12 protein-coding genes are annotated in these 13,387 nt (G+C 55.1%); 10 read left to right on the top strand and 2 right to left on the bottom strand.

Annotated features, from left to right (window positions below):
- The first annotated feature begins 84 nt into the window (after nucleotides 1–84).
- Nucleotides 85–297 (top strand): DUF1656 domain-containing protein, encoded by a 213-nt coding sequence (locus JMG82_RS10085; RefSeq protein ID WP_201352611.1) that lies wholly within the window; start codon nucleotides 85–87, stop codon nucleotides 295–297.
- Nucleotide 298: 1 nt separating this feature from the next.
- Nucleotides 299–1,177: an HlyD family secretion protein gene (locus tag JMG82_RS10080; RefSeq protein WP_201352610.1), complete on the top strand. Its 879-nt coding sequence runs from the start codon at nucleotides 299–301 to the stop codon at nucleotides 1,175–1,177.
- A gap of 40 nt (nucleotides 1,178–1,217) precedes the next feature.
- Here the strand turns inward: JMG82_RS10080 and JMG82_RS10075 are convergent, their stop codons facing one another.
- Nucleotides 1,218–1,889, bottom strand: coding sequence for a potassium channel family protein (locus JMG82_RS10075; RefSeq protein WP_201352609.1), 672 nt, complete (start codon nucleotides 1,887–1,889; stop codon nucleotides 1,218–1,220).
- Nucleotides 1,864–2,949: an AI-2E family transporter gene (locus JMG82_RS10070; protein WP_201352608.1), complete on the bottom strand. Its 1,086-nt coding sequence runs from the start codon at nucleotides 2,947–2,949 to the stop codon at nucleotides 1,864–1,866. The genes JMG82_RS10075 and JMG82_RS10070 overlap by 26 nt, the downstream gene beginning before the upstream one ends.
- Before the next feature lie 98 nt (nucleotides 2,950–3,047).
- Between JMG82_RS10070 and JMG82_RS10065 the strand changes: the two genes are divergently transcribed.
- Genes JMG82_RS10065 through JMG82_RS10030 form a run of 8 tightly spaced genes read left to right on the top strand, consistent with a single transcriptional unit; the run spans nucleotide 3,048 to nucleotide 13,323 of the window.
- The gene (locus tag JMG82_RS10065; RefSeq protein WP_201352607.1) at nucleotides 3,048–4,439 is read left to right on the top strand and encodes a phospholipase A; all 1,392 of its coding nucleotides are present in this window, start codon (nucleotides 3,048–3,050) and stop codon (nucleotides 4,437–4,439) included.
- Between the two features lie 51 nt (nucleotides 4,440–4,490).
- Complete coding sequence (locus tag JMG82_RS10060) at nucleotides 4,491–6,563, top strand: transporter substrate-binding domain-containing protein (protein WP_201352606.1); 2,073 nt, start codon at nucleotides 4,491–4,493, stop codon at nucleotides 6,561–6,563.
- A gap of 3 nt (nucleotides 6,564–6,566) precedes the next feature.
- A complete protein-coding gene (locus JMG82_RS10055) occupies nucleotides 6,567–6,863 on the top strand; it encodes an STAS domain-containing protein (protein WP_201352605.1) in 297 nt (98 codons plus the stop codon).
- Nucleotides 6,863–7,228, top strand: a complete 366-nt coding sequence (locus JMG82_RS10050; protein WP_201352604.1) for an ATP-binding protein — start codon at nucleotides 6,863–6,865, stop codon at nucleotides 7,226–7,228. The genes JMG82_RS10055 and JMG82_RS10050 overlap by 1 nt, the downstream gene beginning before the upstream one ends.
- Nucleotides 7,209–8,966 carry a SpoIIE family protein phosphatase gene (locus JMG82_RS10045; protein ID WP_201352603.1) on the top strand — a complete coding sequence of 586 codons (1,758 nt, stop codon included), beginning with the start codon at nucleotides 7,209–7,211 and terminating at the stop codon, nucleotides 8,964–8,966. Before JMG82_RS10050 ends, JMG82_RS10045 begins: the two co-directional genes overlap by 20 nt.
- Before the next feature lie 54 nt (nucleotides 8,967–9,020).
- Nucleotides 9,021–10,481 (top strand): ATP-binding protein, encoded by a 1,461-nt coding sequence (locus JMG82_RS10040; protein ID WP_201352602.1) that lies wholly within the window; start codon nucleotides 9,021–9,023, stop codon nucleotides 10,479–10,481.
- Complete coding sequence (locus JMG82_RS10035) at nucleotides 10,481–12,085, top strand: GH3 auxin-responsive promoter family protein (protein ID WP_201352601.1); 1,605 nt, start codon at nucleotides 10,481–10,483, stop codon at nucleotides 12,083–12,085. The genes JMG82_RS10040 and JMG82_RS10035 overlap by 1 nt, the downstream gene beginning before the upstream one ends.
- Nucleotides 12,086–12,105: 20 nt before the next feature.
- The gene (locus tag JMG82_RS10030; RefSeq protein ID WP_201352600.1) at nucleotides 12,106–13,323 is read left to right on the top strand and encodes an MFS transporter; all 1,218 of its coding nucleotides are present in this window, start codon (nucleotides 12,106–12,108) and stop codon (nucleotides 13,321–13,323) included.
- Nucleotides 13,324–13,387: the final 64 nt, after the last annotated feature.

Below are 13,387 nucleotides of genomic sequence, written 5' to 3'. Positions count from 1 at the left end.
TGGTCGTTGGTATGCATCGATTACGATACTTAAAACCACATACTACCCACTACCTACTACCCACTTTCTCCTCAAGGAGAGGCCGTGAACCCCTACCCCCACGAACTGCAGTTGGGAGATATCTACTTCTCTCCCTGGCTGCCTGCACTCTCCCTGGCTTTTTTGCTGGCACTCATCACGGCGCTGCTTCTCAACCGCCTGAAGCTTTCGCGCTTCTTCTATGCCCACTCCTACCTCTTTTTGGCGATGATGGTGCTCTATCTGATTTTGATCGATCGATTTTTCATAAGGTTTTGAGATGAAAGTTCTGAAATTTCTGTTGACTCTCGTGATATTGGGAGCCGCCGGCTGGTTCGGCTGGCAAAAGTACGAAACCTACATGGCCAATCCCTGGACGAGGGACGGTCAGGTGCGCACTCAGGTAATCCAGATTACCCCCCGCGTGTCGGGGATGGTGACCAAAATCTACGTGACGGACAACCAGCATGTCGAAAAAGGAGATCCCCTCTTCGACATCGATCCCTCGCCCTTTATTCTCAAAGTGCGCCAGGCCGAAGCGCGCCTGAAACGGGCAAAGGAGGCCGCCAAGGGACGAAAAATCGAATACGAGCGCATCAAAGCGATATACGCCAAGGACCCGGGTGCGGTGAGTCAGAAAGATCTGGTGCGCAACAGAATCAACTACCTCAAATCCCTGGCGGATATCGATACCGCCGTCGAAGCCCTCAATGCGGCAAAGCTCAATCTCTCCTTCACGAAAGTGACCGCCCCCGTGGAGGGATGGGTGAGCAACATCAGCTTCCAGATCGGCTCTCAGGCTACAGCCAACAAGCCGATCATGGCACTGGTAGACAAGAACAGTTTCTGGGTTTTCGGCTTCTTCCGAGAAGATACCATCGCCGATGTACGGGTCGGGGACAGAGCGGTCGTGACACTGATGACCTACCCTGATACACCGCTCTACGGGAGGGTCGAGTCGATCGCCTGGGGCATCGCCCCAACCGACGGTATCCCGGGACAGAATCTCCTGCCCAAAGTCAATCCCGTCTTCCAGTGGATCCGACTGGCTCAGCGTATGCCCATACGTATCGAACTCGACAAACCGCTGCCCCAAAAGATCAAGCTCCGCGTGGGCATGACCGCTTCGGTGCAAATTCTCACCGACAAAAACAAATGAACGGTGAGCAGGAGAGAGTAAACGGAATTCCGTTTACCGTTCACTCTTTTTCGTTCACCTTTCTGCCGGCCAGATTAATAAGACTGGAGACGAAAATCGCCATATAGAAGACACCGGTGATCGCTTCGAGAGAAGCAAAAAACTCCGCCAGTGGGCTGACAGGTGAGACATCCCCATAACCCAGTGTAGTCAGCGTTACGAAACTGTAGTAGGCGACACGGAAAAAGAGGTGCTCCCACTCTCCGACTTCGATACCGTTGAAAGCATCGGGATCGAAGGTGAGCAGCATCAGGTAGATGGTGGTCCATATCAGCCCGATCAACAGATAGAGTGAAAGGGATCCGATGATCTTGTTGCTGTCAACTTTTCCTTTGAAAAGTATTTGACGCACGGCAACTTTGAACGAACCCATGAAAAAAAGAAAAAGCATCAGATAGACGAAAAACAGTGTCGTTTTGCTCGGATAGAATCGAAGCAGCAGGACGAGAGAGCCCAAAATGACCGCCAAAAAGTAGACGATTCGTTTCCATGTGGTTTGCGTATGAAGGCTTTTGACCCCTATCAGCAGAGTTATCACGAGAACAGCGGAAAAAAGCGTTTCGAGAATCGTATTGGGAAACTGGTTGGTCACAGCACTGGCCAGCAGCATTCCAATCAGCGCCAGGCAGAGATAAAGAAAGTTGTTTTTACTGCTGATTCGCTGCAAGGACATCGTTCGTTTCCGTTTCCGCAAGCCAGAGATAGAAGAGTTTATAGGTCAAAGCCAGTATGACGGCACCGAGGAAGAGGCCGATCATTCCCATCAGCATCATCCCCCCGATGGCACCGATCAGGATGACAAGCATCGGTAGATCGACGCCACGTCCCATCAGCAGAGGTTTGAGCACTCCGTCGCTGGCGCCGACGATGAGCATATAAAGAGCGAAAACCGTCGCCGGGAACCCTTCGACGTAGGAGTAGACATATGCAATGATGGGACCTATGACAATCAGTGCCGGCAGTTGGATGATCGTCAGGAACATGATGATGAGTGCCCAAAGCGGTGCCATCGGCACACCCATAACTATCATCCCAACCAGTGCCAGAGTGCTTTGAATAATGGCGACCCCCACGACCCCGGTGGCGACACTGCGGATCGTCAGGACCGAAATATCGGCCCACTCGTCACCCCGCTCACCCAGAATACGCCGCATGATACGATGATAGAAGACGGTGTTGGCCTCCTTTCCGATAAGAAAAATCGCAGCGACAATCAGCGAAACGACCGTCAGCAGCAGGGTCATGGCCGCGCTTTTGAGCATGGATATCAATTTGAGGATAAACACTTTGATCTGCTCTTTGAAGGGGGCGAGGGCTTCGCGCCAGTCGTTGTGGGCGTGGTTCCAGAGATTGTAGACCTGGTCTCCAACCAGCGGCCACGATTTCACCTGCTCCGTCGGCGGAGGAATGATCTGCTCTTTTCCGTTTACTGCCGCCAGCAGTTTGGAGGTCGACGCCACAAGATTGTCCGACAGAGACCAGGCGGGAATCACGAGCGCAAGAATCATCACGGCCGTCATGGCGATGACCACCTTCTTCCGCTCGCCAAATCGCTTCTGCAGACGCATCACCAGCGGCTCGAAGGCAACAGCGAGGATAATACCCCAGAGTATCAACGCCAGAAAAGGTTTGACGATGAGATAGGAGATATACAGAACGAGAAAAAGAAAACCGAGTTTGATGGCGATTTCGATGGCGATTTTTACTTTTTTCTCTTCACTTTTTTGCGACATTGATTTCTTTCCTTAAAACACTTGGGGTTCAAACTCTTTTAATTGAAATTTTATTATGATGATTCTTAATTTAACGTCGTGAAACACAAGGAAACAGCATGTTCGGAGAAAAAAGAGAGAGAAAGGTGTCTGCCTGCATCGGTAAACTTGCATTCGTAGTATTTTTATGGTTGACCCCCATAGCGATACAGGCCAGTGCAAAAACCGGTGCGGATTTTCAGAAAGCCATCCAGCTTTTCGAATCGAAACAGTATCTCAAAGCGATTCCCCTCCTCGAAGAGGTGGCGGAAAAAGGCAACAAAGCGGCAATGTACCGTCTTGCCTATATCTACGAAAACGGTTTGGGTGTCCCGCAAGATTTCAAAAAAGCGGCCCACTGGTACAAGGAGGCGGCGAAAACCTACGCCTACACGGTAGAAAAAACGAAAAAAGGGCACAATGTCTATGCCAAAAAGTTTGCGGAACGTCTGAAGGCGCAATTCACCGAATCAAGCGTTCGCGCCGCGGGCATGGCCGCCATCGCGAAAGTTGACACCAATACACCCGAAACAAAATCGCTTCTCAATGATATGGCAGAGGGACGTTTCTTCGGCCTGACCCCCTACAAAGCGAACTATATCATGCCGATAGGTTACGCCAATAGAAAGTATCGACGACAGCCGTCTGCTTATAAAAACTACACCATCGCAGACGCCATCAACCCAATTCCCGGTTTCAGCCGGGAATCGGAGTATGGCGAATACGATCAGCAGGCCGAAGTGGAGTTTCAGTTCAGCCTTAAAAAGAACCTCACTTACAATCTCTTCGGTTTCAACGAATACATTACAGCCGCCTATACCCAGCGCTGCTTCTGGCAGCTCTACTCCGAATCGGGCCCTTTTAGAGAAACCAACTATATGCCCGAACTTTATGTGGCGGTTCCCACCTCCCAGAGTTTCGACGAAAAGACGGGCATGAAGGTGACAAAATGGGGGTTCATCCACCAATCCAATGGACAGGAAGGGTTCCGTTCACGCTCCTGGAATCGGCTCTATGTGGAAGGATTTTTCCAATGGAACAACCTTTTTCTCAAACCCCGTATCTGGTACCGGCTGCCCGAAGAGGACAAGTCGGATGACTACTATCGCGGATATGTGGATCGCAACCATAACGGCAAGCCGGATACGGGCGATCAACTTATCGACCCCAATTCCGAAAGCGGCAAAGACGACAATCCCGATATTCTCGACTATATGGGTTACGGCGACCTGACTCTCAGCTACCTGTGGGGTAAACACCAGTTCGGCGGACTTTTCCGTTATAACTTCGGTAAAGGCGGCCACGACCGCGGCGCCGTCCAGCTGGATTGGAGTTATCCCTTCTTCAACTCCAAAACAACCTTCTGGTATTTCAAATTTTTCAACGGCTATGGCGAAAGTCTGATCGACTACAACCGCAATGTCACCAAGACCTCTTTCGGTTTCGCATTCTCCCGTGGACTCTTCCAGTAACACCCTGCCATGTCCGCTCGCAGCGGATAGGCCTCGGGGCGCCCGGTGGTCATGAAAAGCTTTTTTCTATCGCTTTTTCTATGGACTCTCGTATCCTCCCCTTTGCATAGCGGCGACACGCCTCCCAGACCTCTCTTCACGCCTGAAGAGAAGGCATGGCTGCAGACCCATCCCACATTGCGGTTCGTTTACGACCCCGACTGGCCCCCATTCGAGTGGCGGGATGAATTGGGACGTTACACAGGCATGGTAGCTGACGTTTACGGACTCCTCGCCCAAATGACAGGGATCCGCTTCGACCCGATACCGACCCAAAATTGGGCCGAATCGATGGATCTTTTTCGAAAACGTGAAGCCCAGCTCATCAGCGCGGTAACCCAAACCCCCGCCCGCAACGCTTTCATGGATTTCAGCCATCACTCCCTCTTCTCCCTGCCAACTGTGCTGCTGCGCCGTTTCGACCGCCCTTCCCTGCCTAAAAATCTTGCCAAGGCCCTTGAGAGTCGGAGCGTAGGTGTCGTGAGAGGGTATGCCGTGGAAGAGTATTTGAAACGTACCCACCCCCGCATCCGCCTTGTAGAGTTTTCCACGGTCAGAGACGGCCTTGACCAGCTAAGAAGCGGCAAAATCGACCTATTCGCCATCAACAGCGCCACCGCCGACTACTTCATCCACAAAGAGGGCTACGGAGATCTTGCCCTCGCCGCCAGGCTCCCTTTTTCCATCGATCTGCACATCGGTTTTCAGTCGAATGTGCGCCCCCTCATCCGTTCGGTTCTGGAAAAGGCCCTGGCGGCCATTCCCAAGAGTCAACTACGAACCATTTATGAAAAATGGACACGACCCCGGGCTTATGAAGCAAAGAGGAGCGGCGAGCAAAATTTCACTCTTTGGAAGGTATTCCCTCTGGACCTGCTCTTCATCGTACTGGGATTGGTCCTGGTATTGAGCCTGGGAGGATGGTACCAGTATCGACAGAGGGGGGCTTCCGTGTTGGGCATCCCTCTGCTTGTTGCCGCCCTTATGGTCTTCACCGCCGCCTTGGTGGCTACAGCCGTGGCACTCCATACCGCCAAAAGCGACCGGCAACAGGAGATGGCCGAATCGCTTCAGACCGTTCTTAATGTCACCCATAGCGCCCTGCGGGAGTGGTTTTTTTCCCAGCACTACCACCTCAACCATGTGGTCAACCGGAGCGCTCTTCTGGCTCCTTTTTGGGAAAAAGGTGAATTCGACGTTACCCATGTCGATCCTATCCCTATCCTGCTGGGGCTCAAATCCAGAATCGTCGGAGCCACCGGTTACCTCGTCATCGACCGAAACGGCACCATCCTCAGCGCATCGGAGCCCTCGTTAAGAGGCAGGGCCATCACCTACGCCCCCATCATCAGAGAGATCGACAGAGCTTTCAAAATCGGTTTCGCCTACGTACCCCCGGTCAAAGTGGAGAAAGACAGACTGGGCCATCTGCGCCACTACTACATTTTCAATGTCATCGCCCATCCAGCGACCCATGAACCTGTCGCCCTCTTTGCCATGCGCCTCGATCCGCTTCCCATCTTCAACATCGTCCGCCAGGGGCGCATAGGCAAAACGGGTGAAACCTATCTCATGAACACCCAGCTTCAGATGATCTCCCGCAGCCGCTTCGAACGGGACCTCAAAGAAGCGGGCCTGCTGCCTGTCAACGAGATCTCTTTTCTCAATATTCGACTTCTCCATGAGAGACAACCGACCCTTGCGGCCCGTGACGCACTTCGGAACGCAAAAGGCTTCAACGTGGAAGGATACCCCGATTACCGCGGCATACCGGTCCTGGGAGCCTGGATGTGGGATGATCTGCTCAATCTGGCCATTATCGTGGAAATCGACCGATCGGAGGCGATGGCCTCTTACCAAAGGCTCAAAACCACCATTTTCGCCATCGTGCTTGGTATCGTGCTGCTCTCCCTGGCTCTGGTGCTTTTCTTCCTCTTCTACGCAAGGTCGACCCAGAAGGCGATCCACCGCCAGAGAGGGGAGATCGAAGAGCGTATCGAAGCCTTCGACACCCTCTCCGCCACGATCGACCAAACCGTCCAGGAGCGCCTCAGCGCCTACCATGATACCCGACCAAAGGAGTAAACCATGCCCGACATCACCAAAGAAGAGAAGCTGCGCATCGCTTTCAAAGGACGCCTCGACGCGACGAACGCGGCCAATGTTATGAACGAGGTCACCGAGGGGGTGGAGAACCTCGATCGCGATATTCTTCTGGATCTGCACGACCTGGAGTACATCAGCAGCGCGGGACTGCAGGTTTTGCTCAAATGCGCCAAAACAGCCCAGGTTTCAGGGAAAAAGGTCTATGTCGCGGGTGCAAACCCCAATGTCAAAGAGATACTCAAAATTTCCGGGTTTCTGACCTTCATGCAGGAGATATAGTGGCGCGGTTCAGCACCCTGGAGGAGGGAATGGCCGCCATCGAAGCTTTTTGCGAAGCCAACCAACTCGAAACGTCGCAATGCTACAAACTGCGACTTGTCGCCGAAGAGCTGGTTGTCAATCTTCTCACGCATGGAGGCAGCGGAGGCTACCGGATGGAATTGAAAAGAGAGGATGGTGTCTCGCGTATGAGACTGCGTTACGGCGGCAATCGGTTCGATCCGAGCCGGGACGACAAAGGTCCCCTCGATTCGGTGGAAAAGAGCGAATACGGCGGCCTGGGACTCTTTCTTGTCACCCAGTTGGTCCAGGCATTGCACTACCGTTATGAAGAAGGAGAGAATATTGTCGATCTTACGGTTTAAGCTCGATTCGATTCGCAAAAAGATCATCTTCTATATCGTCGTCATCACGATCCCCTTTTTTTTGACATCTCTGGTGATCATCGACGAATATATCGGCGGGGAGCTGCAGATTTCGGCCATGCAGCGTGCCCACATCGCCAATCTGAACATCCTGCAATCAATTCAGTCTTTCTTAAACCGGACCAGCCGATACGCCGTTGAAGCGGCCTATATCGTCGAAGCGGACCCCGACCGTTACGAACGGGTCCTTCCCCTGATTGAAAGGGGCGTGGCCCTGGAAGATGCGGCCTTCGGCTCCGCTCTTGCCCTGGAACCCGGGGGGCTGTCCCCGAAGCCCTACTGCCGCTATTTCTACAAAACGCCCAACGGAGTAGCCGAAAAAGAGCTGCTTCCACCCGCCTACGACTACCTCCACGCCGCCTGGTACACCGCCGCCAAATACTCGGGCCAACCCCGCTGGGGCGACCCCTACTTCGACAAAGGGGGCGGCAATGTCTACATGAGCACCTACAGCCATCCGATTTTCGATATCACCGGTCGCTTCCTGGGCGTCACCACCGTCGACATTGCGTTGGGAAAGCTCGCACGCTACATGGATGGCATCGCTCAGATGGACGAGGGTTTCGTTTTTCTGGTCACCTACAGAGGATTCATGCTCTACCATCCGGACGCAAAAGTACGATTCAGGGAAACATTGGAGGCCTACGCCAGGCAACACCACTCTCCCTCGTTGGCCCAGGCGGCCCGCAAAATCGCCCGCAAAAAATTCGGTATCTACAATATCACTCTCGACGGCATCGATTACATGCTCTATACGATGGGCATTCCCCAAACCACCTGGGTCGTAGGGGTGATGCTCCGGCGTGACGCCCTCTTTTCGCCTCTGACCGGCATGCGGGTACGGATGGGGCTCATCACATTCATCGGCATGATGCTGATACTCATCGTGGTCCTCATGGTCTCCAAACAGTTGGAGAGCAACGCGGCCAGCCAGGAGCGTGTGCGCAACGAGCTGGCCCTGGCCAGCGGTATCCAGCAGAGCTTCCTGCCCAAAAAAGAGGAGCTTGTCCAACCGCCTTTCGCTCTAGCGGGCATGATGCGACCGGCCAAGGAGGTAGGTGGTGACTTTTACGGTTATAGAATCGAAGAAGACAAACTTCTCTTCTATATCGGCGACGTCTCCGGCAAGGGAGTGCCGGCATCGCTCTTCATGATGGCCGCCAAGGTCCTCATCGAAGCGGCGGCGGACGAGCGTCTCGATCCGGCCTATATCATGACGCGGACCAACCGGAAACTTTGCGATCTGGGAGAACAGCAGATGTTCGCCACGCTGCTGATAGGCCTCGTGGACGCTTCGGAAGAGAAAGTGACTTTCGCCATAGCCGGCCATCCCCCTTTCATCGTCAAAGAGGGCGGTCGCCTCGCCTCGCCCCTTCCCCGCTTCGCTCCTCCCATCAGCGCTTTCGAATTCGCCGAATATGAAAACCAGGCCCTGCCTCTTTCGAAAAAGAGTGTCATTGTTGCCTTTACCGACGGCGTCAGCGAGGCGGAGAACAGCCGTCTGGAGATGTTCGGCGTCGAACGCCTGAGTCGGGCCATCGTTCAAGCCCATTCAGACGACCCCGTTCTCATCAAGCGAAGTATCGTCCGAAAGATCGAAACCTTCGTCGACGACAATGAACCCAACGACGATTTGACCCTCATCGTCATCACCTTGACCGGAGAAGCCCATGCCTGAGACACCCCCTCTCACATCGTTCTCATCTTTTACCAATGCTCGCAAGGAGAGGATATGACCACCCGGCTCTCCACCTTCCACGACCTGGGGGCCGTAGGTATCGTCCGTGCTTTCGTCGCCGAAACGGGGCGCTATTTCGGAGCCGATGAGACAGAAAAGCACCAGCTGGAGCTGGCGGCGGAGGAGGCGGCGGCTTTCATTATCGACGCGTTCCGGCCCGACCCGAACGAACTTTTTGAAATCGAAGCCGAGCCCATCGACAATGGACTTCGCTTTCTTTTTCGCAACAAAGGGATTCCCGTCGACGAAGAGAACCTGCCGGTCTACGACAGCCGCCACCCGGAGGCGTCGATGGCGGGACTCTCCTTCTTTCTTCTCGAAAGCCTCACCGACGCTCTGCAGTTTCGAAATGAGGGAAACAGAGGGTGGGTACTCGTTTTCGAGAAGCGTTTTCGCCGTTTCAAACCGTTGCGAAAGAGTCCACCCCTTGAAACCGCAGCCATCGACGCCTGCGCGAAAGAGAAGCTGGAGGCAGGGTTGGCCACACCGGCGGACGCCTACGACATCGTCAAGCTCACCTACCTCACTTACCGCTACTCTTATGTCAAACGTATCTTCTACTACAGAAAAGAGCTGGAAGAGGCCATCGCATCGGGTCGGGTCATCGCCTTCGTCGCCAAAAACCGGGAGGGGGAAGTGGTGGTCAACTCCGCCTATTTCCGCTCTCCCCACTGCAACGCCATCGCCGAGGCGGGAATGTTGATGAGCCGCCCGGAATACCGTAAAAACCGGGCACTGCTCAGAGTATCGCGGATGCAGGTACACTATCTCAAAGAGGGCAAAGGGGGCCTGCGGGCCGCCTACGCCAAGCTGGTGACGGCCCATACCCGCTCCCAAAAGCTCGTGAGCGCCTACCGATTCGTTCCAACCGCCTTGAAACTTTCGGTCCACGACCCGGCCGAATTTGTGGGCATCGAAACCGACGAAGTGCGCCGTGAAAGCCTGCTCTACGCCCTGTTGGCACCCAACGGCCTTGACCCGACGACCCTCTACCTGCCCAAAGAGCATGTGGAAATCACCCATACCCTCATCCAGGACTTCGAAACCCTCTCTTTGCACACCGAAAGCCGATTGCCGGAGAGGCAAACATCGGAATTTACCGTGGAAAAGGAGGAGCGGGACCGCTACGCGCTCATCACGATCGAGCATTTGGGGCAAGACTGGGCCGAAGGACTGCGCCGCCGGATGAAAGAGCTGAGCGACGACGGTATCATCACCCTTCACCTGCATATACCCGCCGACCGCCCCCTTCCCCCGGATTTTGAAAAGACAATGGCACGCCTCCGGCTCTTCTACAGCGGCGTGGTCATCAAAACCATGGCAGAGTGGGATCTGGTCTATACCCACCTGCAGGGGCAACGTTTCGACTTCGATGCGGTCATGCTCAGCGACGAGCGGGCGATAGCGTTGAGAGAGTATATGCGCAAAGCCCACGCGAGAGTGGAGGAGGTTTGATGGAGCCGAACAATCTCGACGATTTTCTGAAACTTTGCAACGATGCGGAATCTCTCCAGCGGCAGGTGCTGCATGACATTCTCTCCTATTCGAAGGAGACCGAAATCGGCCGAAAACTGGGCTTTGGAGAGATGGAAGATATCGCAACCTACCGCCGGCGGGTGCCTCTCTCCTCTTGGGAGGATGTGGCCCCATACGCCAAGCGACTCGAAAAGGGCGAAAACGATCTCCTCTTTCCCGGTCGGCCGCCCTACTTCATCTGCACAAGCGGCACCACGGGAGGCGTGAAGATCATCCCCGAATCCCAACGGGGCCAATCGATCAAATCCCTGACCGGCCGCCTGCGGATTGAAGCGATCGCCCGCCATGTCCCGAAGATGATGAAAGGCAAACTGTTCCCCCTGGTCAACCACGCTGTCGAAGGGGTCACGCCGGGCGGCATCCCCTACGGCAGCGCCTCGGGCATCACCCTCGTCACGGCACCGGAAACGATCCGAAAGATGATCGCTTTTCCGATGGCTGTGCTCGATATTGACTACAGCAACCGAATCGACTACATCCTGATGCGTTTTGCCGTAGCGGAGGATGTACGGGCGATCTTCGGCAACAATGCCGGGCGCATCGCCCAGCTTCTGAAAGTAGCGCAACAGGAGGCTGAAGCCATTATCGAAGATATCGAAAACGGAACGCTCCGCGGCATCGAAACGCTCTCTGCTAAGGCAAGAGAGGCGCTGGAATCGGTCATGCGTCCCGATCCGGCAACAGCCGAAAGGCTGCGCCGTTTCCTCGTAAAAGAAGGCACTTTCGCCCCCTCCCACTACTGGCCGAACCTCCGGGTGATCGCCTGCTGGCTCTCGGGCTCCGTGGGTCGGTATGTCTCCTCCCTCCGCCCCCTGGTCGATGCCGATGTGCGTTTTTTCGATGTTGGATACGGCGCCACGGAAGGAAAATTCAACATTCCCCTCGCTCCCGAAACCCCGTCGGGCCCTCTGGCGATCCACGCCGCCTTCTATGAATTCAGAATTCCCGGTACCGACACCTGCCTGCTGGCCCACGAAGTGGAGGAGAACGAAAGCTACGAACTCGTCATCACCACCTATTCCGGCCTCTACCGATATACGATGGGTGATCTGGTGCGCGTCACGGGATTTACCGGCTCCACACCCCATATTCTCTTCGAACAGAAAGTGGGTGACATGCTCAACCTCTGCGGGGAGAAGGTGGCCGCCACATCGCTGATGCCGATGGTCGCCCGCGCCGTGGAAGAGACAACGGGCCACCCGCCCCGTCACTGGTGCGTGGTGTCCGAGTCCGACCGGCACCGCTACCGTTTCTGCATCGAGCTCTCCGAGGCCATCGAAGCCGATGGAACCCTGGCCGAAACCATCGCCCGTCGTCTGGAAGCTATTTTGCAGGATGAGAGCCTCATCTATCCCATTTTCCGGCAACAGAAGCTTTTGGAACCTTTGGCCGTCACCCTGATGGCGTCGGGATGGCAGGAGGCCCTTTACCGAAGGCACACTCGCCCGAATCAGTCGAGAACCCAGGTCAAACTGCCCCTGGTCTACAACGAGATTCCCCAAAATGAATTTTCGATACCGTGAAGCATGGAAGTGAGTGGGATATGAAAAAAGCGATAAACGACAACATCCATCTTTGCGACACTTTTCTGTTTGGCGCACTCGTCCTCCTCATCGGCTCCATCGTCCGTGTCGGCGCCTCCATCTACCTGCCCGCCATGCCCATCATCGGGGAGGAACTCCATATCGATGCGGCGACAATGAGCCAGACTTTGACCATCTATTTCATCGTTTTCGCTTCCTTCATTCTAATCGCCGGGGCACTCAGCGACGCCTATGGCAGAAGGCCCCTGCTGCTCTCAGGCATGGCCTTTTTTATCGTAGGCTCTACCCTTTGTGCTTTAGCGGGTGATTTCGAAACCCTGATGACAGGCCGGGCCGTTCAGGCTTTCGGTGCCAGTATGATTCCAGGAACCCTGATGGCCACAGTACGGGACACATGTTCCGATCTCAGGCTGGTCTCGCTGATGGGATGGCTGGCGGTTCTTGGCGGCCTCTTCCTGGTCGCCGCTCCCATGATCGGCGGCGTGCTGACGCAGTGGTTGGGATGGAGTGCCAACTTCTGGTTTCTTGTCCTCTTCGCCACCCTCGTTCTGGCACTGACATGGCGCGACATACCCGAAACCCATGCCGCGCATGCCCGTACACCGCTCCATCTCTTCAACACACTCTCCCTGGTGGGGACCATGCTCACCGCCCCCTCTTTCATACTGGTGATGCTGCCCATCATCACCTTCTTCGCCATTCAGGGGCTATTTCTAGCCGCGGCGCCCTATATCGTCATGGGAACCTACGGACTGGGACCTGTGGCGTTTGGTCTTAGCAATGTCATCATCGTCATCGGCCTCTTTCTGGGACGCTGGGCCGGCGCAAAACTCCTTCGTAGGTCAGGGAGCGACGGTGTCTACCGTATCGGGTCACAAATCGCCGCCGTCACGGCACTTCTTTTCATCGCATTGGGAATCGGCCTGTTGAGCGGCATCGTCTCCTTTTTCGGCGTCGTAGCCCTGTTCGCCGCCCTTTTCGGCGCCCTGGCCCCGGTAGGAATGAAATCTTCTCTTACCTCTTTCCGCGCCAACAGCGGTGTCGCTGCCGCGCTCCAGGGCGCCACCCTCCTCGGAGCTTCCGCCATAGGCAGCGCCGCCTTCGGCTTTTTGCTGAAACTCTTCCCCCATCTGGAAGCAGAAAAAGCCTTCGGACTCCTCTCGGCCCTGCTCTGCACTCTCGCCGCCTGGGCCGCGTGGAAAAGCAAACCGGTGTAACTCTCCACCCCCTGTTACGCAAAGCCTGAGCAAAGCCCAGGCTTTGGCGGGGGCTGACACTCCC

The sequence above is a fragment of the Hydrogenimonas urashimensis genome, from assembly GCF_016593255.1.
GTDB classification, from domain to species: Bacteria; Campylobacterota; Campylobacteria; order Campylobacterales; family Hydrogenimonadaceae; genus Hydrogenimonas; species Hydrogenimonas urashimensis.
The sequence above is the reverse complement of the archived record's forward strand: the minus strand, read 5'-3'. Positions and strand labels throughout refer to the sequence as shown.